Raw genomic sequence first — 23253 nt, 5'->3', positions numbered from 1 at the left:
ATTTAAAAAAATAAAAATTAACGTTGACGTTTGTCGCTTTGTTCAGTTTTCAAAGTTCAACTGCCGCTCTTAAGCGACTTTACTATCTTATCAAGTTATTAACGTAATGTCAACAACTTTTTTTATTTCTTTTTGTTGTTTTCGCTTATCTGCGTTAGCAACAGATATAAATATACCAAATCGTTTTCATAAAAACAAGAGGTAAATTAAAAGTTTAAATTTTCTAATATTATTAACTAAAAAAAGATGGCCGTAGCCATCTCTTTTTTAGCGTTGACGCATATGTGGGAATAATAGTACATCACGGATTGACGGTGCATTTGTTAGTAACATAACAAGACGGTCAATACCGATTCCTAGACCACCTGTAGGTGGCATACCATATTCTAATGCCTCAATAAAGTCATCATCCATCTCATGTGCTTCATCGTTTCCTTGTTCTTTCTCTTTCAACTGAGCTTCAAAGCGCTCACGTTGGTCAATTGGATCATTTAGCTCTGTAAATGCGTTGGCGTGTTCACGTGCAACGATAAACAGCTCAAAACGGTCAGTAAAACGCGGATCTTCCGCATTTTTCTTAGCCAATGGAGAGATTTCTACAGGATGTCCGTAAATGAACGTTGGTTGAATTAACTGCTCTTCTACTTTTTGTTCAAAGAATTCATTTACAATATGTCCATATTGCATATGTTCAGTGATTTCTACCCCGTGTTCTTTCGCTAAAGCACGAGCTTCTTCAACAGATGTTTCTCCCCAGAAGTCTACGCCCGTATATTGTTTAATAGCATCGACCATATGAAGTCTTGTCCATTCTGGAGTTAAATCTACCTCTTGATCGCCATACTGAATCTTTGTTGTGCCAAGTACTTCTTGCGCAATGTGTGCAATTAAGTTCTCTGTTAAAGCCATGATATCTTTGTAGTCCGCATACGCTTCGTACAATTCGATCATTGTAAATTCAGGATTGTGACGTGTAGATATACCTTCATTACGGAATACACGGCCAATTTCATATACTTTTTCTAATCCACCTACGATTAAACGTTTTAAATGAAGTTCAATCGCAATACGCATATAAAGTTCCATATCAAGCGCGTTGTGGTGTGTCACAAACGGACGAGCTGCTGCTCCACCTGCGATTGAATGCATCATCGGTGTTTCAACTTCTAAATATCCATGATTATCTAAGTAACGGCGCATCGATTGAATAATGCGGCTTCTTGAGATAAATGTTTGTTTACTTTCTGGGTTTGTAATTAAATCTAAGTAACGTTGACGGTAGCGCTGTTCAATATCTTTTAAACCATGATATTTATCTGGAAGTGGACGAAGCGCTTTTGTTAGTAACGTAAAATCTTTTACTTTAATAGAAAGTTCGCCAACTTTTGTTTTGAATAAAACACCTTCAACCCCTACCAAGTCACCAATATCTACGCTGCTGAAGATTTCGTACTGTTCTTCGCCAATTGCATCTTTACGTACATAAAGCTGAATTTGTCCTGTTAAATCTTGAACGTGAGCGAAACCTGCTTTTCCTTTTCCACGCTTTGTCATAATACGACCAGCTAGTGACACAGGCACTTCATTTTCTTCTAACTGTTCTTTTGTTAACTCGTCATACTCACTAATTAATTGCTGTGATGTATGTGTACGTTCAAAACGTTGACCAAACGGATCAATACCTTGATCTCGTAGGTTGCTCATTTTTTCGCGACGAACGAGAAATTGATCATTTAATTCTTCATGACTCATCGTTTACTCATCTCCATCGTATAATTAAGTTTTCCGAAACAGAAAAAAGGCCAGCATGTTTACTGGCAACTACTACGTTTCTTTAAAATTATTATAGGTTCAGTCGTTTCTCTATGTCAAATCGCTTTATTCTTGCTTTGCTTCTCTTTTTCTTCGATTTCTCTAACAAGCTACCGAATAAACCAACAACCTGCGAACCCAAACCTCAAAGTTTTTACTCAGAACTCTACTTTACGCCAATATAAAAATGAATCAACTAATAAGATTCATTTTCACTTATGTAAATCATTACGATTATTTTCGAACATATCTAGTATACCCGTTGTTTGCTCTTGAAATAATTTTACATCTTTTAAATCTGATAAACGTGTTGTGATGGTTTCAACTTTTTCTTCTGCTACAGGGAGAATAAGAGATGGAGCTAGTTCGTTTAGAGGAACCATCACAAACGCTCGTTCAAACATTCGGGGATGAGGGACGCTCAGTCTATCCGTATGAATGATTTCATTACTATAAAGTAAGATATCTAAATCAAGGGTTCTAGGTCCCCATACAATCTCTCTTTTTCGGCCTGCCGTTTGTTCAATGGCTTGCAAACAATCTAAAAGGTGCTCTGACGAATACGTTGTTTGTATTTTTACTACCATGTTTAAAAAGCTTGCTTGATTCGTATACCCGACCGGGGCCGTTTCATAAACAGATGAAACAGCCACTACCTTAATCTCAGAGTGTTTCATCAAGCCAGTAACTCCTGACTTCAAATGTTCCATTCGATTTTCAATATTTGATCCTAATGCAATATATGCTTCTGTTGTCATTCAACGGCTCCTTTTAATTTCAATAGCTACCGATTGATAATAACCGGGAATTGGCGGATCGGGCTTATATACTTTTACTGTACAAGCCTGCACGAGTTCGTAATTAGCAAGCAATTCAGATGCAATCGTTTCAGCCACCGTTTCAACTAACTTGAACGTGCGCTTCTCTACAACTTCCTGGCATGTTTGGTATAAATCTGCATAGCTCACCGAGTATTCTAAATTGTCCGTAGTACCAGCTTGCTTTAAATCTAGTTCCACAGCTAAATCCACGTGAAAACGCTGCCCTAATTTATTTTCTTCTGGAAATACGCCATGATAGCCATAGAAACGCATATCATTCACATAAATTTTATCCATCTTTAGTCTCTCCTTTCGCTTTTATACATGTAGCTCGTGTCGACTCATTAGCGACATAGTGTAAGAGCGATACTCTTTTTGCAACTGAGCTGTCAGCGTATGGTCTCCTACTGAAAACTGCTTATCCTTTATACTTCGAAGAGGTACGATTTCTTGAATGGAATTTGTAACGAAAGCTTCATCACCCTCCAAGAGCTGTTCCACCGTAAATAAGCCTTCTACAACCTCTATGTTTTTCTTTTGTAAAAGCGTAAAGATAAACTGTCTCGTAATTCCATTTAAGATACCTGTTTCAAGAGACGGCGTATATACACAATCATCTTTTACAAAAAATAAATTGGACACAATACCTTCGGCTAAGAACCCTTCTTTTGTTAAAAAGATACCCTCTTTATTTAAGTCTGAACCAACTTCTCGCTTAGCTAGTACATTATTTAAATAATGATGAGACTTTAACCTCATGGTTCCTTCAGGCGTATTTCGTTTCGTCTCAAGAATAAGCCCCTCTTTTACAAGGGGGCTCGATGGATGAGGCATTGATTTCATATATACTATTGTAGATGGCTTGTCGTATTCTTCCACCTGCAAGCCAATTCCGCCATTTCCTGCTGAGACATTTAATCGAACATACGCATTCCTCTCATTGTTTTTCATTAACAGACTATTAATGATTTCCAACACGTCCTGTGTAGAGTAGTCCCATACAATATTTAATTCACGTAAGCTGCTACACAGTCGATCCAGATGGTCTTCCACTAAAAATGGATGACCTTCATAAACTCGTAACGTTTCAAACAGCCCTAGGCCATACATATATCCGTGATCAAACGGAGAAATAGTGGCTTCAGACGCAGGCTTTACTTCGCCATTTACGTATATATACATATCATTACACTCGCTTTTTTTCGTAAGTTTCAATAAAATTCTTCAACATTTCTTTACCGTAAGAAGTCATGATAGATTCAGGATGGAACTGTACTCCTTCAATAGGTAATGATTTATGGCGAATCGCCATAATTTCATCTTCTGCTGTCCACGCTGAAATTTCAAAACAATCCGGCAGTGAACTTTTTTCTACAATCAAAGAATGGTATCGCGTTGCCGTGAACGGATTATCAAGATCTTTAAAGATAGTACGGCCATCATGATGCATTTCAGATGTTTTACCGTGCATTAATTTATCCGCACGAATCACATTCCCTCCAAAAGCTTGCCCAATCGACTGATGCCCTAAGCATACACCGAATATTGGAATCTTACCTGCAAAATACTCGATGGCTTCTAGACTGATTCCCGCTTCATTAGGACTGCATGGTCCCGGGGAGATCATCAAGAAATCTGGATTTAGCACTTCAATTTCAGAAAGTGTAATTTCATCATTTCTTTTTACAAGAAGCTCATGCCCTAGCTCACCTAAATACTGTACTAAATTAAACGTAAAAGAATCATAATTATCAATCATTAATATCATCTTTACTCACCCTCACTCAGCTCATTTTCGCTCTGCTCTTTTGCTTTCCATAGTGCAATTGCTTTTTTCAGTGATTCTTTGTATTCGTGTTTCGGATTTGAATCAATCACAACACCCGCACCAGCCTGCACATAAGCTTGGCCGTCTTGAATAATCATAGTGCGAATCGCAATATTTAATTCCATATCTCCATTAAACCCAATCCAACCAATCGATCCTGTATAAATTCCTCGTCGAACTGGTTCAAGTTCTTCAATGATTTCCATTGTACGAACTTTAGGTGCTCCAGTAATCGTTCCTCCAGGAAAAACCGCATCTACGATATCTACAAAATCTTTGTTGCGCGCGAGCTTGCCTTTTACATTAGACACAATATGCATCACATGTGAATATTTTTCAATAACCATAAACTCGTCAACATGCACAGTACCATATTCGCTTACTCTACCAAGATCATTACGCTCCAAGTCAACAAGCATCACATGCTCTGCACGCTCTTTTTCGTTGTGAATAAGCTCATCCGCTAACTGTTGGTCTTCTTGATCATCTTTACCGCGAGAGCGCGTTCCCGCAATCGGTCTCGTACTGATTTCATCACCGGCTTTTTTCACTAATAGTTCTGGTGAACAGCTCACAATGTGAAATTCTTCTGTCTGCATATAAGACATGTAAGGAGACGGGTTGATTTTCCGTACCTGTTCGTAGATGTGCATAGGATGAGTTTGAAGCTGTTGAGACTGTCGAACAGATAAGTTCACTTGAAACACATCGCCTTGCCCGATGTACTCATGTACGCGAGTAGTGGCATCTGAAAAAGCAGCTTCAGACATCGAAACCTCAATCTTTTCGGCAACACGATGAATCCGCTCATATGAGAGTCCTTCATCACTTGCCTCCATCCAGTCCTTTTTGTATTGATCAATACGCTTATGTGCCTGCTCTTTGCAATCTGCTTCGTCATTAACGATAATCCAGAGCTTTTCCTTTTCTTGATCGTATACAAATACGTCATCGAAAATAAGGAAATAAACGTCCGGCGTTTTCAATGAATCTTCAGCAAGGTCAGGTATGGTTTCTACATAGCGGATATAATCATAGCTAATAAAGCCAATTGCTCCACCTTGAAAAGGAGGAAGATCTGGATTCACCTCTGCTTCAAACTTCTTCACCCAGTCTCGCATAAGATGAAGCGGATTACCTTTTTGAACAGTAGCTTGGTCATCCGTTTTGATATGAAGCTCGTTTTGTTCGCCTCGCAAAATGGCTACAGGTTTTAATCCCATCATTTGAAACTTTCCGCCTCGACCGCTTTCAAGCAGGATATGATTCGGTTCCTCTTTTGACAACTCTTGATATTTTTTGAACCATTGGTTTTTAGAGATAGAAATAGATTCGCCCCAAGTCATTCTTTGCTGCATTTGTTCACTCTCCTAAAAATAAATCACCTGCTTTCATTTTACATGATTCTTAGATGAAAAAAAACAGCTTCATATAGAAGCTGTTTTTTTATCGTTTTTATGCTTGTGTTTGTTCCTCGAATTGGAACAATGGAGTACTTAGGTAACGCTCACCGTTACTTGGAATAATCGCTAACACTTTTTTACCTTTTCCAAGCTGTTTTGCAGCTTTTAACGCAGCATAAATCGCAGCCCCAGAAGAGATACCTACTAGTACACCTTCTGTTTTTGCTACTTTACGGGCATATTCAAAAGCTTGGTCGTTTTGAACAGCGACAACTTCGTCATATACTTCCGTGTTAAGCGTATCCGGAACAAAGTTTGCACCAATTCCTTGAATTTTATGAGGTCCTGGTTGACCACCGCTTAAAATCGGAGAATCAGCTGGCTCTACCGCATAAATTTTGATATTTGGGTACTTTTCTTTTAACACTTCACCAGCACCTGTAATAGTACCGCCAGTACCAATACCTGCCACAAATCCATCTAACTGATCGCCAAACTGCTCGATAATTTCTTTAGCCGTTGTTTGACGGTGCACTTCTGGGTTCGCCTCGTTTTGGAACTGTTGAGGAATAAAGTAGCCGTGCTCTTTTGCAAGCTCAGTTGCTTTATTAACCGCCCCTTTCATTCCTTCTGGACCTGGTGTTAACACTAACTCTGCACCGTACGCACGAAGCAGATTACGACGCTCAATACTCATCGTTTCAGGCATTGTTAAAATAGCACGGTATCCTTTTGCTGCAGCTACCATTGCTAAGCCAATCCCTGTGTTACCACTTGTTGGTTCAATGATTGTGTCGCCAGGTTTTAACACACCTTTTGCTTCCGCATCTTCAATCATCGCTAATGCGATACGATCTTTTACGCTGCTTCCCGGGTTCATAAATTCTAATTTTAAATATACATCCGCCATATCTTCTTCAACTAGACGGTTTAGTTTTACGATTGGTGTTTGACCAATTAACTCTGTAATTGAATTTGCAATACGTGCCATATGACCACTCCTAATACCAACTAATTTTATTGATTTTGTATACAATTTATCAGATGTTTTCTAAATTGTCAATCATTTTGTCTTTCCATTTACCTAATTTTGTTATATTTTTAGATCAATATATACAGAAATAGAACTTAATATTTATAAAAAAAAGGCGCTCATTTATAAAATGACGCCTTTTAAGAATCTTTTATTTTTTTTAAATTGCTTGTTCTTTCATTTCTTCAAGCTGCTTTTTATCAAAACGATAGGTCTCATTACAGAAATGACACTGGGCTTCAGCTTGGCCATCTTCCTCAATCATTGATTGAATCTCTTCTTGTCCTAAGCTGATAATAGCATTGGCAATTCTTTCTTCTGAGCACTGACATTTGAACTCTACAGGCATTGTCTCCAGAAACTTTACATTTTCTTTTCCAAGAACTTCTTCTAAGATTTCCTCAGGAGAAAGACCTTTTTGAATCAGTTTTGAAATTGGCTCAATCGTCTGTAAGCGTTGTTCAATAGCTGTAATCGTTTTATCATCTGTTCCTGGCAGAAGCTGAATGATAAATCCGCCCGCAGCTAAGATCGTGTTATCAGGGTTAACAAGTACTCCTACACCTACTGAAGATGGGACTTGTTCAGATGTCACAAAATAATACGTGAAATCTTCTCCTAATTCTCCCGATACAATAGGTACTTGTCCGTTAAATTGATCACGCATTCCGATATCTTTTACGACACTCAGCGTGCCATCTGTACCTACAGCACGTGCTACATCTAATTTTCCATGCTGATTTAAATTGAAGTGCGTTTGTGGATTCGTTACATATCCACGCACTTCCCCTTTAGCATTGCTGTCTACTAAGATAACGCCAATTGGGCCGCGGCCTTCAATTTTAATTGTTAGCTTTTGCTCACCCTTTAGCATAGCCCCCATCATGACTCCCGCAGTCATTGAACGTCCCAATGCTGCAGAGGCTGTAGGCCATGTATAGTGACGGCGCTGCGCTTCTCCAACTGTATCCGTTGTTTTTACTGCATAAGCGCGAACTTGACTATTGTAAGCTAGTGCTTTTACTAAATAGTCACCCATAATATACACCTCTTACTCCATATTTTTTGTATAAATTATTTGCAATCCTTTTAAAGTCAAAAATGGATCCACAATATCAATAATATCCGACTCTTTAGCAATCAATGTTGCGAGTCCTCCAGTAGCAATAACTTTAGGATTTACTGTTGCTTGCTCTTTCATTCTTGCTACAATTCCTTCTACTTGTCCAACGTATCCATATAAAATACCTGCTTGCATCGCAGATACTGTATTTTTTCCCACAATGCTATTTGGTCGCGCAATTTCAATTCGCGGAAGCTTAGATGCTCTTGAATAAAGAGCTTCTGTCGAAATATTAATACCAGGGGCAATCGCACCACCCATATATTGCTTATTTTCATCAATATAGCAATACGTGGTTGCGGTACCAAAATCAACGATAATTAAAGGGCTTCCGTATAGCTGAATTCCAGCAACAGCATTTACAATACGGTCTGCTCCCACTTCACGCGGATTTTCATATTTAATATTTAAACCCGTCTTAATTCCAGGACCAACAACAAGCGGCTTTAAATGAAAATACTTTTGACACATTCTCTCCAATGCAAACATAATAGGAGGAACAACAGAGGAAATAATAATACCATGAATATCTTTAAAAGATAAACTAACGTGCTCAAGCAAGGCTTTGATTGTCATGCCATACTCGTCTTCTGTTTTATTACGGCTTGTTTCTACACGCCAGTGATACTTTAATTCATCTCCATCGTATACACCTAATACCGTATTCGTATTTCCAACATCTAATACAAAAATCATTTCAATCACCACTTTATATAAATTCAGTATTCACACTGAAACCATCATACCATAACTGGTAAATAGACGTGTATATTCTAGATAAAATAGGAATATAATGACACGATTCTCTAGTGGATATCCTACTTATCCACCATATATACGAAAACCTTTTACCAAACCTAACTTTTGCCCATTAAAAAAATCAGTGGAGAATATCTCCACTGATTTTAATTGTCTTATGCTTTTGGCTCTTCATCGTCTGTCTTTGTTTGGATGTTTACTTTAACATCTTCATCTGTTACGTGACTAGAACGGTCTGGAAGAGTTCCATGATCTACTAAGTGGTTGATTTGCTCAGCGTCTAACGTTTCTACTTCTAACAATGTTTGAGCTACAAGCTCTAACTTGTCACGGTTTTCCGTTAAGATCTGCTTCGCACGCTCATAGCTTTCTTTAATGAAACGTTGGATTTCATTATCAATTTCATGAGCAATCGCATCACTGTAGTTTTGTTCACTGTGTAAATCACGACCTAAGAATACTTGGCCTTGTTGTGATTGACCGAATTGCATTGGTCCTAACTTTTCACTCATACCGTATTCTGTTACCATTTTACGAGCGATGCTTGTTGCACGCTGGAAGTCATTGTGAGCACCTGTACTCACTTCGCCGAAAATAATTTCCTCAGCTACGCGACCACCAAGCAATCCAACAATTTTATCCAGCAGCTCTGGCTTCGTCATAAAGTAGCGATCTTCTTTTGGTAACATAACAGCATATCCACCAGCTTGCCCACGTGGAACAATGGTTACTTTATGTACCATATCAGCTTCGTCTAATACGACACCGATAATTGTATGTCCTGCTTCATGATAAGCAACAATATTGCGTTCTTTTTTAGAAATAACTCGACTTTTCTTAGCTGGACCTGCAATTACGCGGTCTGTTGCTTCGTCAATGTCAACCATTTCAATTTTCTTTTTGTCCTGTCTAGCAGCTACTAAGGCAGCTTCGTTTAACAAGTTTTCGAGATCTGCACCTGAGAAACCTGGCGTACGCATAGCAATTGCTTTTAAGTTTACTGATTCATCTAAAGGCTTATTGCGAGCATGTACTTTAAGCACTGCTTCACGGCCATTTACATCTGGACGATCTACCGTAATTTGACGGTCGAAGCGGCCTGGACGTAATAACGCTGGATCTAAGATATCCGGGCGGTTTGTTGCTGCAATGATAATGATACCTTCGTTAGCACCAAAACCATCCATCTCAACAAGCAATTGGTTCAATGTTTGTTCACGCTCATCGTGTCCGCCACCAAGACCTGCGCCACGTTGACGACCTACAGCATCGATTTCATCAATAAAGATAATACATGGAGCATTCTTCTTCGCATTTTCGAATAAATCACGAACACGAGAAGCACCGACCCCAACAAACATTTCAACAAAGTCTGAACCACTGATAGAGAAGAAAGGAACGCCTGCTTCACCAGCAACAGCTCTTGCTAATAATGTTTTACCAGTACCAGGAGGTCCCACAAGTAAGACACCCTTCGGAATTCTTGCACCTAGCTCTGCGAATTTACGAGGGTCTTTTAAGAACTCAACAACTTCCACAAGTTCTTGCTTTTCTTCGTCTGCACCAGCTACGTCTTTAAATTTAACCTTTTTCTTTTCTTCACTGTAAAGCTTAGCCTTACTTTTACCGAAGTTCATAACGCGGCTTCCGCCACCTTGAGCTTGGTTCAGTAAGAAGAAGAATAGGATGAAAATAATAACAAACGGAATGATTGACGTAAAGAACGTTACCCAGCCGCTTGTTTCATCAGCAGGTTTAAAATCAACTTCTACTTGATTATTTTCGGAAGCAGCGTCAATACGATCAAGTGCTTTGTCACCATCTACGATGTAAGTTTGGAACGTTTGATCCTTTTTGTAAGAATCTAACTTCCCTTGCACAACATACACGCCTCTTTCAGGTTTCATAGAGAGTGATTTCACATCACCTTTGTCTAAGTGTTGAACAAATGTATCGTATCTCATTGGTTCTGCTTTTTGATTAGAGCCACTAAAGAAGCTTACCACGCCAATAATGACTAAAAATATAAGTAAATAAAAGATGGTATTACGGAAGATCCGATTCATTTCTTACCTCCTCCCACGATAAACAAATACTGTATTCAATACTAACATAGAACATTTATCCTATCCAATAAATTGCACTTGGATATGTGCTTATTAATTGCTGTATACTTGCGGTTTAAGAACCCCAATATACGGCAGGTTACGATATTTCTCTTGATAATCTAATCCATACCCTACTACGAATGCATCAGGTACTTCAAATCCAACGTAATCTGCTTTAATAGATGCTTTACGACCTGTTGGTTTGTCTAAGAGTGTGACAATCTTAATTGACTTAGCTTTACGGTACTTGAATAACTCTACAAGATAGCTAAGCGTTAAGCCGCTGTCGATAATATCCTCTAAGATAAGAATGTCTCGACCTTCAACTGATGTATCTAAATCTTTTAGGATTTTTACTTCACCAGAAGAAACCATCGCATTGCCATAACTTGATACATCCATAAAATCCATTTCTAAATATGTATCAACACGCTTAATTAGATCAGACATAAAAGGCATAGCGCCTTTCAATACACCGATTACCAAAGGAAAACGGTCAGCGTATTCCTCAGATAATAGCTTACCCAATTCTTTTACTTTCTGTTGTATTTCTTCTTCTGAAATCAAAATTTCTTGAATATCCTGCTTCATTCCTTACTTGCCTCCTAGAAGTTTTCGCTACTTATAGTATAAAATAACATATCTGGACTTATGTGTATGCAGTTCATAAGCAGATTTTTTCAAACCAGGTAGCCACAAAATAGTTCCTTGGCTATCTTCCACTACCGGCCAATGATCTCTGAATTGTAAAGGGATTTTTTCATCGATAAAAATATCCTTTACTTTTTTATGTCCCTTCATGCCCTTTACTCGCATTTTATCGCCATTTTTTCGTGTCCTTACCTTTAATGATTGTAAATCGTGAGCTTCATCTAAAAGAAAAACATCGTTTCCTTTTATATCTTCGACTTTATTATGTATTTCACAAATAAGCTGGTGACCATTTGGAAGCTCGACGACCCCTGGAATCGGAACAATAAATTCATATGGCTCGATGTTCCCCTCATTAAAGGTGAAAAGACAGTCGTTGTAAGATCGGATAATGCGCAAACCATTTGGAAAGTCAAGCGTACCAGACGGTTTTTCACTTTCACAAAATCCTACTAACATGTCAACATGCGCTGAGGAAAGGGTTGGAGGAATTTCTTTATAGAGATAGTTTAATATTAGTTGAATACCACGCCTTTGTAAAGGCTTGCGTATCCTTAGAAAACAATCTCTATCAATGAGAATTTCATTTTGCAATTTCTTTCTCATTACTTTATTCATCACATCGGTCGTTAATTCCTCTAAGTATGCTTGATCTTCATGCAAGTTCTCGCTAAATTGTTGAAATTTTTCATGTACAGCGGCGTTTTCTTGCTTTAAAAATGGCAAAACGTAATGACGAAACCGATTTCTCGTGTACGAATCTTTCTCATTACTCGGGTCAACCCGAGGGGTAAGCCCATGTAGCTTACAGTAGCGATTGATTTCTTCTTTCGTTACGGCTAGGAACGGCCTAATAATAAATCCATCCCCATATGGCCGCTTGGGCTGCATCCCTGCGTATCCATTCATCGTACTGCCTCGAACCATTCGCATTAACATCGTTTCAATCTGATCATCTCCGTGATGTCCTAATGCAAGAAGATTTGCTTTGTGCTTCTTCATAACATGAGTAAAAAATGTATAGCGGCATTCCCTGGCTGCTACTTGAGAAGATAACTTTCTTTCCTTCTGATAGGCAATAACATCAATCTGCTTCGCCTCACATTTAATATTCAATTGTTTGCAGTAGTTCTGCACATATTCCATATCCTGCTGTGACTCTTTGCCCCGGAACATATGATCAACATGAGCAGCAATAATCGTGAGAGATTTTTGCTCTTTCAGACTCCATAAGAAATGCAGTAGTGCTAAAGAATCAGGACCACCAGAAATACCTACAACCACCGTAGAGCCTGCGGATAATAACTGATGTTTTGTCATAAAATTGTTCACTTGCTTTTCCATAGGAATGACTCATCCTTATAATGTACACGCAATAATGTATCATTAATTTACTTTATACGAATGACTATAAGGAAAGTTTCACAATTTCTCCAAACTTTATAGCACTTGAATAAATAGATACAAAATATAAATCAACATTACAGACGTACAAAGTAGTAGCGTCTCTAACACGTGAGAACGCTTCTTCTTTACTTTAACACGAGGGGCAGACGGTTGACGAACGTTTTGAGGCTTTGTTCCTTTACTTTTTGCCCCTCTTCTTTTTTCGACCGATAACACCTCTGTTTTCATTTCTTTAGCTGACTTATACTTTCCCGTAACCGCTTGATACAAAACGTCCCCGAAAGGTTCCAACTGCTTTGTTGTTAATATAAATTGTTTTAATTGTTCAGCCGGTTTGTCTGTTTTATTAATTCGCTTGCCATAAGCTGCGTGAATCAAAACCATAGATACAGCAAACAAATCATAAGTCGGTTCTGCTTTTCGGGAGCCAAGCCCCCAGTGCGCCCGATCATAAAAGTCGGTAAATTCTTTTATTGACCGCCCTTGCAGAGTTGTTCCTCCGACGTCAATCCATCGAACTTTTACGGGGTTAGATGTTACGACCAGGTTTTCTGGTTTTAAATCACCAAATACCCATCCTTCTTCATGAAGGTTTGCTAAGTCTGTTAAAAGCTGACTTGCAAATACTTGCAGCCATTCTGTCCCTCTTGTTGAGATAAAGGAAAGGAGAGGCTGCCCTTTTACATACTCCATTACATAGAAAGAAAGAGCGTGAGAACCATAGCTCCAATCATCTACATCAAGTAAGCGCGGTCCTAGCACTTTGTCTTTGACTTGAGAGAGCTTTTTTAATACATTCACTTCTGCTGTAACAGACATGTTAGAAAAGCTTATTTTTAACGCTGCTAGCGTTCCGTTTACTAATTGAACTAAATAGACAACTCCAGTTGCCCCCACGCCTAATTTCTCAAGAATTTTATAATGGACGTGATGCCATTTTCCTTGAATTTCTGTTCCCGGAGATAGGTTACATACCTGATTCTTCAATGTATTGTTCATTATTTTTTAACAACCCTCTCAATGAGCGCTTTTTGGTGAAATAATGAGTAGCCTCTTTGATAGCCGGTCCAGTAGGCGTAATACCTCCTGCTGTTAGTTTAGGAAAAATCGTTGAAAGCGACTCTAACCTTGGATTCCAGTCCATTAGCTTCTCTACGTCTTTCTTTTTCCCAGGAAATAAAAAGATTGAAAATTGATTATGCCCCATGCGAGCATTCAAGCTTAACGATAAATCTAACAGCGACTCCTTTACAGTGGGAAGCTTATTTTTCATACTTCCGCTCATGTCAACTAAAATAAGAATCTCTAAGTCAACCGTTTCCCCAAGTTCATCAACAACTTCCATGATTTCTCCTCGCTTCTCAGGAGATAACTCTTCTAATCTTGAATTAGAGGAACCTAGAATTTGCTGAAGTTCTTTATTTACAACGCCTTGAAGTGTTTGCGTCATTGCCTGCCTTGTAACCATTTGAACAGTTTGAGAAAGCTGTTTTACGTAAACAATTTGACTCACGCCACCGCCTGACATGGCAATGCCTTCTATTTCATTCGTGCTTTGCTCATCAATTGTGTCCTCTTCCATCACACCAATAACGTTTACACTAATCCCTTGTTCTTTAGCTAGTGCTGCCATTGCTACCGGATCTTCACCTGTATTCGAACCACCGTCCGTAATGACCAACATCTGTTTCAAAGTACCTTTTTTCATAAAAAAATCCCCTCCTCATTATCAGTATTAACATGATAGACGAGGAGGAGATAAAATATACTTCTATCTAACTATTGTGCTTTTTTACGATAAGCGTAAGAAGGGATCGACGACCATTTCGGAGTATTGTGCTGAAGTTTTGCCACAACTACCGTCATATCATCTTCAATTAAACCTGATTTTGTTCGAATAACTTCTTCCATAATTAAGTCTGCAATTTCTTGTGGATCGTTTGTTTGAAGCTCGCCAATTTTTCGCTTCATCCACATTTCGTAGTTCTCAACGTGTTTTGGTCCTTCAAATACGCCATCACTCATCATAATTAATAAGTCTTCGGCCTTCATTTGTTCATTCACAACATCCACTTCAAATTCTTCAATAATGCCCATTGGCAAATTGCTTGCCTGTATTTTAATCACCTTATCTCCACGTTTGATGAAGCTTGGCGTAGAACCGATTTTCAAGAAGTTTACATTGGCATCTTGTAAGTCGATCATCGCTAAATCTAACGTAGAAAAGATCTCATCGTTTGTACGCAGCGATAAAATAGAGTTAATCGATTTAATTGCAATTGTCTCTTCTATTCCTGTTTGTAAAATTTGTTTTAACAGCTGAAGCGTTTCGCTGCTTTCATAGTGGGCACGCTCTCCATTCCCCATACCATCGCTAATAGCTAGTGCATACTTACCGGCGTTTAGCTCAATCATGGAGTAGCTGTCACCGGATACAAACCCTCCGCCCTTAGCAGCATGTGCTACGCCTGTATCGACAACGTACGCTTTTGTACACCCAAACGAAACGTGGCAATAGCCTTGAGGGTATTTAGCACATTCTTCGTTCTTTACTACAATACTTTCACCTAAAATATCTGTAAGCATTGGCGCAATAATCTTCTCGCATTCTCCTCTTCCGTGACAATATGGCACCCACATTTCAATATCTACATTTCCAGGTTCTAAGCTATAAATTTCAATTTGATTGATTTCCATCCCAAAGTTACGAAGAGCTTCTAAAATCTGTTCTTCTTGTACATTTAAATTTTCGCGCTCTCGCTTAATTTCTTTTGCAAAATTCCCCATGACTTCAGAAACACCGTGAAGCTGTTCTGCTACAATCCTTCTACTTTCTTGAATTTGGGCTTTTAAGTGCTGATTGGCTTTAAAATACGTAAGTTCATGCTCAATCACATCGATGACTTTTTTCGATTTCACACAATGTTTGTCCATTTCTCGAATTAGTCTTGGGTTTTGTTCAAGGGTGCCATTATCAACTTCAAGCATAATTTCCTTCATATATTCATAGGTTGTATCAAACTGCTGTGCCCAACATTGTTCTTTTTTAAAACAAAATTGGCACGTCCTTTCGGTAACGCTGCTTAAGAAATAATCAACTTCTTTATCCGCGCTTGGCTTTTCATCATAAAACCCATTTTGCGTAAAGCTTTTGGAAAGTGCTTGAAAAACATTTGAGAACTGTTCTACGCGATTCGCTGTTACATCTCGGATCTTACGTACGTACTGCTGTTGTTCAAGCATATTTTCAGATGTCCCTGGTACTAATTTACTTAAGTTTTTCAAAACAAAAGATGGGGTTAATAAAAATAGAACAACGGCCGTCAGTGATTCATACAAATTAGTCGTCAATCCTTGATCTGCCTGAGCATATAGGCCAATTAGCAATGAACCAACAACTAGCCCAAGAGCTGCCCCTAGCTTTTTACCGTCTTTTAAAAGTCCTCCAAGCAAGCCGGAAAAAGCGAGTAAACTCATTTCGTACAAACTAGAAACATTCGCGAAACTTAAAATTAAACCGGTTACGACCCCCACCGTAGCTCCTATCGTAGGGCCAGATACAAACGCAAAAACTAATACTAAGTAACGAGATAATATATGTTCAGCCGAAAGCCCGTAAATCATCCACCCTATTGTCCCCGTCATAACAGATGCCAATAAAATAATAAGAGAGATCACTTCTTCTGTTTTTAATGATTGTTTTCGCTTTCGGTATGAAATTAAAGGCACGCTTTGTAAGAAAATCATTGTTAAGATAAAGCTTAACCCTGCTTCTACTGCCACAAATGTAAAATCATACATGGTGAATTCCTTGGTAAACACATAAAAAATAGTTAGTTTTGTAAGTAACATCGCGCTAAATACAGTGAACGGCAGCTTTTTTAACGGATCCATTGTCAGTATGCCGCTAAATCGATGAATTAGTAAGAAAACAAATAGTGTAGCAAATACAGTACCTCCATTTTGAATGGAAACACTAAATGCCCCTGCCAATACAGCTAAACTTGCTAACGGTGCTTTTTCTTTCTTTATAGCCATTACAGCTGCAAAGAATGGCAAAGCAAATGGCATGATTTTCATTAAAATTAACGCTCGTCCTAATAAAAAACCTACGACTAGCAGCAACAATCCCCATTGAAATAACACCTTTTCCGTTTTCATACCCGCCTTTGTAAACACACGGGACATTTCTAATCTAGTTCGGTTAAATACCGCCTCTGTTGTTGGACTTGCAAAATCTCTTTCCGTCTTTTGCATTCTCCCACCACCCGCTAATTATACTTATTCATTATTATATCGCGGCGAAAGGTGAAATTTTGTCAAACGGACTAGCAAAATACCTATAATCGTTCGACTATTTTCTAGTATTATATTGAAAACTATACAAAAAGATGTACAATCTTACATGGCAATTTAAAAAATATCAGAGATACTGTTTGCCTCAGAGAAAGCCTACGCTCATCATTCTTTTTTAAAAGCAAATAATAGTCTATAAAAATAACAAAAAAGTTATTGACAATATCCCAGCTTTTTTATATTATTATAAATGTCTTTTAGAGAACGTATAATGGCGGTGTAGCTCAGCTGGCTAGAGCGTACGGTTCATACCCGTGAGGTCGGGGGTTCGATCCCCTCCGCCGCTACTCGAATAACGGCCCGTTGGTCAAGCGGTTAAGACACCGCCCTTTCACGGCGGTAACACGGGTTCGAATCCCGTACGGGTCATCAAAAAGCATGTACAACAGTACATGCTTTTTTTCTACTCTTTTTTACATATAAAAAAGCACCTTTTAGATAAAAGGTACTTTCCAAAAACTCGCTATCTATTTGATATAAGCAGCAAGTTAACCGCGTTTTGCACCGCGTCCACCGCGTTTTGATTCGGTATGGCGCTTTAGGGAAGATAAACGTTCTTCACTGTCTTTTAAGAAACGATTCATTTTTTGTTCGAATGTTTCTTTTGTACGGAAATCATTACCGCCACCACGATTGTTATTACGTTGTGGGCGTGAATCACGTGGACGGTCTGAGCGAGGCGCTCTTGCAGGACGCTCCGGTCTTTCCGGACGTTCTGGTTTGTCTACCGCTTTCTTAATTGAAAGACCAATTTTACCATCTTTCTCAACGTTAATTACTTTGACTTCAACTTCGTCGCCCACTTTTAAATGGTCGTTAATGTCCTTTACGTAATTATCAGCTACTTCACTGATATGAACCAAGCCTGTTGAACCTCCTGGTAACTCAACAAAAGCTCCAAAGTTCGTAATACCTGTTACCTTTCCCTGTAACTTGCTGCCTACTTCGATTGACATAAAAAAAATGCTCCTCCTTAAATGATAAAAGAAATCAATTTATTATATTATACAAAAAGCAAAAATACACTGTCAACGAACCATACGTTTAGTCTTTTTTTACATTAAAGATAATTTCCCCGTCTTCTGATAAAAAATAATCTCTGCGGGCAATTTTTTTAATATAATCATCGTCATTTAACTTGACGATTTCACCTTTTAACTGCTTTTGCTTGCTTTGTAATTTTGTCAGCTGCTGTTCTAATTTCACCTTCTCAGCTTTTTTGTTCTCAATAGCTGAGGTTTGCGTAATTAAAGCTGATACCATCAATCCACCAATGATTAAGGCCAACACTCCAAAAACAGTCAAACGCCTAATTAAACCGATACGCTTTCGATCTGTATTTTGTTTAATTTGCTCTTGTTTATGGCTATAATCAGTATTTAACTTCGCGACCTTTTTTTTTCGTACCGCACTCATTGAATTAGTCGTCCCCCTTGTTTTTTAAAGTGTTCACCCATGCAACGATTCTCATTATCATATTCTTTGCACGATTGTAAATTCCTTCTATATACCGAAAACCCATATGTAAAAATCGTTTTACAGGTTTAGGCATCATTCTCCAAAATACGAAAAGAACCCACCTGGTCGGTACGTAAATAAGCTTTAGACAGAATACGAGCAGCTTATGAACGGCTCGGTAGATCCCTAAAGCGACTACAAGTAGAATATGAATAAAGAAGCGGATAGGCTTGACCAAAAAAATATTACTAAGCGTTAAAACACCTCGATATAAACTTAATACGCTCGAGACAGTAAATGTTAATACTTTTAAATACAGTGATTGAAATAAGCTTTGATACGCGGCAAAACCGCAAAACAAAGCAAGAAACGCATACAAACGCAGTTCTCCTTCATTCACTAAAAACAACACATAAAAAATGAGAAGAGCTTGCACCATCCAAAACAATACGTCATTCACAAATACAAACCATGGGCGTGATTTAGAGCGATTAACAAAGTAACGATAAGTATCGAGAGAAGCACCTAAACCGCTTCCCATCGATACCATCGCAAGCATTGTATAGAGCTGAATGTTTAAACTCATCGAAACAACTTACTAAAGAATCCTTTAGCCTTCTCCGATTGGTTCTCATCTAAGTAAACTATATCAAAGATTTTTCCTTTTATCGATACAATTCCTTGATCAACGTCTAAATTTTTCATTTGCAGATTTTGCCCTCTAACTGACAAGAAACCCATCACTGTTTCAAGTAAAAATTCCTCATTGTCAAAGCTCTCTACCTGCTTCACACCCGTGATATCTAAGAGACGCCGACCCTTCATCACTAAATCATGATTTGGAGTATGGTCTTTGTTTGAATTGCTTGTTTCGTAAAATTGGCTCATATCTTCATCCCCACCTCATTCATTAAGAGCATTCGCTCTTGTTATCTGTTGTTTAAAACATATGAATGAGAAAGGTGATTTAGAACAAGCCTTCATCAGTTATACTTCAGATGAAACACGCTCTTCTTTGACAATTGAGTACAAATTAGCTGCTTCTTCTTTTTTAGCTGCTTCTTGAAGAGCCTCTATTTTAACGGTAATTTTCTTCGTGCCGAATGTGATCGCTAATTCATCTCCTACTTTCACATTTGTGCTTGCTTTTGCAACGATACCATTAATGGTAATACGGCCCTTGTCTGATACTTCTTTTGCTAATGTACGGCGCTTAATTAAACGTGATACTTTTAAAAATTTATCTAACCTCATAATTCCCTCACCTTCCTGTTTTACAAACCTGTTTTTTTGGCTTCTTCCCAAAATTCATCTAACTCTTCTAACGAAAAAGATTCAAATGGTTTTTCAGAAGCTCTCACTTTTTCTTCAATATATTGAAATCGATTTAAAAATTTTGTATTCGTTTTAGCTAATGCAGCTTCAGAATCAATTTTATAAAATCTTGCAATATTCACTAAAGCAAATAAAATATCTCCAAATTCATCGCTCATTTTTTCTTTATCAGCATGCTGTACTTCCTCTTGGAATTCAGCAAGTTCTTCCTGTACTTTTTCCCACATAGGTTCAACTTCTGACCAATCGAAACCAACTTTTGCAGCTTGCTTTTGATATCCATGCGCTTTCATTAAAGAAGGCATAGCCTCAGGTACAGAAGCTAACAGAGAAGAAGGTTCCTCTCCTTTTTCTTCTTTTTTGATTTCATCCCAATTTTTCAAGACCTCATCTGCATCATTCACGCTCTCTTCCCCAAATACATGCGGATGGCGTCTTACCATTTTCTCTGAAACACTGCGAATGACATCATCAATTGAAAACATTCCTTCATCTTCACCGATTTGTGCATGAAGCAATACCTGCAGCAATACATCGCCGAGCTCTTCAATCATATTATCGTCATCTTGACGGTCAATTGCATCTAATAACTCATAAGACTCTTCTAGCAAATAGCGCTTGAGCGATTCATGCGTTTGTTTTTGATCCCAAGGACATCCGTTTGGTCCTCTGAGCGTGGCAATAATCCTTCTGAATGCGTCAAATTGATGGTATAAAATTGTTTCGTCTGCTACTGGAGGGACATAAATAGTCGTTAAGTTATTGAGCGACATTTCTCTATCCAATTCATACAGCTTGACCGGCTGGATTTTTTCTTCACTGCTTCCCGCTGCTGTTACAATGTAAACGAGGTAATCATCAGGAACGTGTTCCATCAGCGTGAGCTTTACCTCTGAGGCAACGAACTGATCGTACACTTGAGCAATTAGAACATGACCGGTTAACTCTATTTCGCTTCGCTTTAAATCTGTTCCGTCTAGCAGCTGAAACCCTTCGATAGGATCGATCTTTAGCGCACCAAAAATTGGGTCTAAGAAGCTTTGTCCTCCTTTAATTTCAACAGGAATGCCTCGTTCTTTTCCTTTTTGTAAAAGTAATTGAACCGTACGTTCTGCCACTAAAGGGTGCCCAGGAACGGCATACACCACTTCTTCTATTGAAGCTTTATCGATTAAATCATTTGATATATGTTCATATACCTCTTCAAATGCATCATACGATTCGTATACGCCATCATAGGATACATACGTCAAGCCTTCACTTTCTAATTCTTTGATTACAGGATGTTCTTTTGTACGCATATAAATATGCTTTTCCTGCTGTAGCAAGCGATAAATGCCTACAGGTAGCTGTTCTAAATCGCCTGCTCCTAAACCAATAACTGTTACTTTCCCTGTCATTGCTTCACCTTCTTATTTATTTTTTAATACGTATTTAGCTAAAACACTTCCCATTGGAAGTAAACGTAATTCCTCTTCGGTAAAAATATGTTGTTTCATAATAATAAACAAATAAAACAAACCGCCTATTAAAACACCAGCTCCGGTTTCAACCACTTGTTTGCTTGTATCTAAAACATTAGACCATACAAAGTGATGTAAACAAAATAAATAGCTTTGCAAAAGAACGACCATTGCTATGCCCGTTATAAAAATACCTCCACTCACCTTTTTCGGAACAAGAGGTACAGCAAGCTTTTTATATAGACAAAATAGATTGATTGTTGCAACGATAGCGAATCCAGCTGAGGAAGCAATGGCTGCTCCTATAGTTTGAAAATCTGGTATTAGCCAAAGATTCAATATTAGTTTGACTGCCATGCCAGCGATAACGGCTATTACAGGCGCGAAAACAGCTCCCATCCCCTGCAGTACAGCTCCAGCAGTTGCTGCTACTGTTGTAAATATAACTAACAAGCTCAAAATTTGTAAAACGTCCGTTCCGTGGGAGTCACCGTATAAAAGCATATTAATGGGTTTCATCAGCGCAATCAAGCCAAAAGCTGCTCCAACTCCGACTACAAGCGATAGACGGAGAGACAGCTGAACTTTTCCAACTACAAATGACAGATTTTTTTTCGCAATGGCTGAAGAAATAACAGGTACAAGCGAAAGCGAAAAAGCTGTACCTACTACTGTACCTAATTGAATCAACGGAAGCCCGCGGTCATAAATACCTTTTAAAATTTGTGCTGCTTCTTCAGCCATGCCGTGCGCCGTTAGGCTAGAATATAAAGTAAAGGAGTCAATAAGCTGGATAAACAGCAGACCCATACCGCTAATACAAATTAATAAGCCTTGAATAATAAGGATTTTAAATATTCTCTTGATGTCTGCTTTTTTTATGCGTTGAAATACTCCCTTAGAATTTGTCTTTGTTCTAAAAACAAATAAAAATAAAATAATAAGGGATGTGATACCGCCTGTTATAGAACCAAAAACAGCTCCCGCCCCTGCAGTATATAGATCATAACCATGTTGGATCAAGAAAATAGACAGATACAAAATAGTCCCTACCCGTACAACTTGTTCTGCAATTTGAGACAGCGCTGTAGGAAACATATTATGTAATCCTTGATAATAACCACGAATAACAGCAATAAACGGAATAAGTAAAAAGGAAAATGAAATAATTTGAATGAGAACCGTTAATTTACGATCACCCATCCACTCGGCAATCGTTTCTGCGAAAATATATTCAAACGCAAATATCGTGCAGCCTACTACAAACAAAAAAGCAAACGAAACTTGAAGTATTCCCCGTATTTCCTTTCTTCGATTTGTTACCGCATACTCAGCTACTAACTTTGAAATAATTACAGGGAAACCATATGTACCTAGCTGTAGCGCAATTCCATATAGCGGATAAACTTGCTGATAGATATAAAACCCTATATCTCCCGCGATATGATGATATGGAATACGATAAGTGGCACTTAAGATTTTCGTAAATAAACCTGCGAGCGTTAAAATAACGGCGCCGTTAAAAATAGAATAGAGCTTTGATTGTTTCTGCATTCCTACACCTTTCACCTGCAGCTTGTAATGATATGAACAACTCTTTTTATTAGCCGCTAACCACACTAGAATAGAGCTTTGTTCTTATAAAACATCCTGCACTTTCCAATAAATAAAATACCGTACCATTATATCATGTTCT

22 protein-coding genes and 2 tRNA genes are annotated in these 23253 nt (G+C 38.3%); 2 read left to right on the top strand and 22 right to left on the bottom strand.

Features of this window, described 5'->3' with window-relative positions; translation table 11 throughout:
• Positions 1-267: 267 nt before the first annotated feature.
• From lysS to spoIIE, 15 genes are all read right to left on the bottom strand, one after another.
• Positions 268-1752: a lysine--tRNA ligase gene (gene lysS, locus AC2YJL_RS26350; protein WP_050691233.1), complete on the bottom strand. Its 1485-nt coding sequence runs from the start codon at positions 1750-1752 to the stop codon at positions 268-270.
• Positions 1753-2024: 272 nt separating this feature from the next.
• On the bottom strand, positions 2025-2570 hold the full coding sequence (gene folK, locus AC2YJL_RS26345) for a 2-amino-4-hydroxy-6-hydroxymethyldihydropteridine diphosphokinase (RefSeq protein ID WP_230931636.1): 546 nt from the start codon (positions 2568-2570) through the stop codon (positions 2025-2027).
• Positions 2571-2930 carry a dihydroneopterin aldolase gene (gene folB, locus AC2YJL_RS26340; protein ID WP_013054892.1) on the bottom strand — a complete coding sequence of 120 codons (360 nt, stop codon included), beginning with the start codon at positions 2928-2930 and terminating at the stop codon, positions 2571-2573. It abuts the gene before it with no gap.
• Positions 2931-2951: 21 nt separating this feature from the next.
• Positions 2952-3815, bottom strand: coding sequence for an aminodeoxychorismate lyase (gene pabC, locus AC2YJL_RS26335; RefSeq protein WP_251569143.1), 864 nt, complete (start codon positions 3813-3815; stop codon positions 2952-2954).
• A gap of 4 nt (positions 3816-3819) precedes the next feature.
• Complete coding sequence (gene pabA / locus AC2YJL_RS26330; RefSeq protein WP_028412652.1) at positions 3820-4401, bottom strand: aminodeoxychorismate/anthranilate synthase component II; 582 nt, start codon at positions 4399-4401, stop codon at positions 3820-3822.
• 2 nt (positions 4402-4403) lie between these two features.
• The gene (gene pabB / locus AC2YJL_RS26325) at positions 4404-5819 is read right to left on the bottom strand and encodes an aminodeoxychorismate synthase component I (protein ID WP_195695615.1); all 1416 of its coding nucleotides are present in this window, start codon (positions 5817-5819) and stop codon (positions 4404-4406) included.
• A gap of 97 nt (positions 5820-5916) precedes the next feature.
• Positions 5917-6855, bottom strand: a complete 939-nt coding sequence (gene cysK, locus AC2YJL_RS26320) for a cysteine synthase A (RefSeq protein ID WP_013054888.1) — start codon at positions 6853-6855, stop codon at positions 5917-5919.
• Between the two features lie 202 nt (positions 6856-7057).
• Positions 7058-7936, bottom strand: coding sequence for an Hsp33 family molecular chaperone HslO (gene hslO / locus AC2YJL_RS26315; protein WP_251569144.1), 879 nt, complete (start codon positions 7934-7936; stop codon positions 7058-7060).
• Between the two features lie 12 nt (positions 7937-7948).
• The gene (locus tag AC2YJL_RS26310) at positions 7949-8716 is read right to left on the bottom strand and encodes a type III pantothenate kinase (protein WP_013054886.1); all 768 of its coding nucleotides are present in this window, start codon (positions 8714-8716) and stop codon (positions 7949-7951) included.
• 218 nt (positions 8717-8934) lie between these two features.
• Positions 8935-10845 (bottom strand): ATP-dependent zinc metalloprotease FtsH, encoded by a 1911-nt coding sequence (gene ftsH, locus AC2YJL_RS26305; protein ID WP_013054885.1) that lies wholly within the window; start codon positions 10843-10845, stop codon positions 8935-8937.
• 93 nt (positions 10846-10938) lie between these two features.
• Positions 10939-11478 (bottom strand): hypoxanthine phosphoribosyltransferase, encoded by a 540-nt coding sequence (hpt, locus tag AC2YJL_RS26300; protein ID WP_013054884.1) that lies wholly within the window; start codon positions 11476-11478, stop codon positions 10939-10941.
• A gap of 27 nt (positions 11479-11505) precedes the next feature.
• A complete protein-coding gene (gene tilS, locus AC2YJL_RS26295; RefSeq protein ID WP_244658408.1) occupies positions 11506-12882 on the bottom strand; it encodes a tRNA lysidine(34) synthetase TilS in 1377 nt (458 codons plus the stop codon).
• A gap of 96 nt (positions 12883-12978) precedes the next feature.
• Positions 12979-13944 (bottom strand): protein kinase domain-containing protein, encoded by a 966-nt coding sequence (locus AC2YJL_RS26290; protein WP_251569146.1) that lies wholly within the window; start codon positions 13942-13944, stop codon positions 12979-12981.
• Positions 13913-14653 carry a VWA domain-containing protein gene (locus tag AC2YJL_RS26285; RefSeq protein WP_013054881.1) on the bottom strand — a complete coding sequence of 247 codons (741 nt, stop codon included), beginning with the start codon at positions 14651-14653 and terminating at the stop codon, positions 13913-13915. Before AC2YJL_RS26285 ends, AC2YJL_RS26290 begins: the two co-directional genes overlap by 32 nt.
• A gap of 71 nt (positions 14654-14724) precedes the next feature.
• Positions 14725-17202 (bottom strand): stage II sporulation protein E, encoded by a 2478-nt coding sequence (gene spoIIE, locus AC2YJL_RS26280; protein ID WP_013054880.1) that lies wholly within the window; start codon positions 17200-17202, stop codon positions 14725-14727.
• A gap of 312 nt (positions 17203-17514) precedes the next feature.
• Between spoIIE and AC2YJL_RS26275 the strand changes: the two genes are divergently transcribed.
• Together AC2YJL_RS26275 and AC2YJL_RS26270 are read left to right on the top strand one after the other, a co-directional pair.
• A tRNA-Met gene (locus AC2YJL_RS26275) sits at positions 17515-17588 on the top strand.
• A gap of 10 nt (positions 17589-17598) precedes the next feature.
• Positions 17599-17670: transfer RNA gene (locus tag AC2YJL_RS26270), tRNA-Glu, on the top strand.
• 119 nt (positions 17671-17789) lie between these two features.
• On the opposite strand, the gene AC2YJL_RS26265 is transcribed toward AC2YJL_RS26270, so the two are convergent.
• From AC2YJL_RS26265 to AC2YJL_RS26235, 7 genes are all read right to left on the bottom strand, one after another.
• Positions 17790-18257, bottom strand: a complete 468-nt coding sequence (locus tag AC2YJL_RS26265) for a S1 domain-containing RNA-binding protein (protein WP_013054879.1) — start codon at positions 18255-18257, stop codon at positions 17790-17792.
• An 88-nt stretch (positions 18258-18345) separates the two neighbouring features.
• Positions 18346-18717 (bottom strand): FtsB family cell division protein, encoded by a 372-nt coding sequence (locus AC2YJL_RS26260; RefSeq protein ID WP_013054878.1) that lies wholly within the window; start codon positions 18715-18717, stop codon positions 18346-18348.
• A 4-nt stretch (positions 18718-18721) separates the two neighbouring features.
• The gene (gene yabQ, locus AC2YJL_RS26255; protein ID WP_050691224.1) at positions 18722-19345 is read right to left on the bottom strand and encodes a spore cortex biosynthesis protein YabQ; all 624 of its coding nucleotides are present in this window, start codon (positions 19343-19345) and stop codon (positions 18722-18724) included.
• Complete coding sequence (gene yabP / locus AC2YJL_RS26250; protein WP_013054876.1) at positions 19342-19647, bottom strand: sporulation protein YabP; 306 nt, start codon at positions 19645-19647, stop codon at positions 19342-19344. Before yabP ends, yabQ begins: the two co-directional genes overlap by 4 nt.
• Before the next feature lie 99 nt (positions 19648-19746).
• Entirely contained in the window at positions 19747-20013 is a 267-nt protein-coding gene (locus tag AC2YJL_RS26245; RefSeq protein ID WP_230931633.1) for an RNA-binding S4 domain-containing protein, read from the bottom strand.
• A 20-nt stretch (positions 20014-20033) separates the two neighbouring features.
• On the bottom strand, positions 20034-21494 hold the full coding sequence (gene yabN / locus AC2YJL_RS26240) for a bifunctional methyltransferase/pyrophosphohydrolase YabN (protein WP_050691223.1): 1461 nt from the start codon (positions 21492-21494) through the stop codon (positions 20034-20036).
• 12 nt (positions 21495-21506) lie between these two features.
• Complete coding sequence (locus tag AC2YJL_RS26235) at positions 21507-23111, bottom strand: putative polysaccharide biosynthesis protein (RefSeq protein WP_251569148.1); 1605 nt, start codon at positions 23109-23111, stop codon at positions 21507-21509.
• Between the last annotated feature and the right edge of the window lie 142 nt (positions 23112-23253).

It is taken from the genome of Priestia sp. SRI_019, from assembly GCF_057586255.1.
The sequence above is the reverse complement of the archived record's forward strand: the minus strand, read 5'-3'. Positions and strand labels throughout refer to the sequence as shown.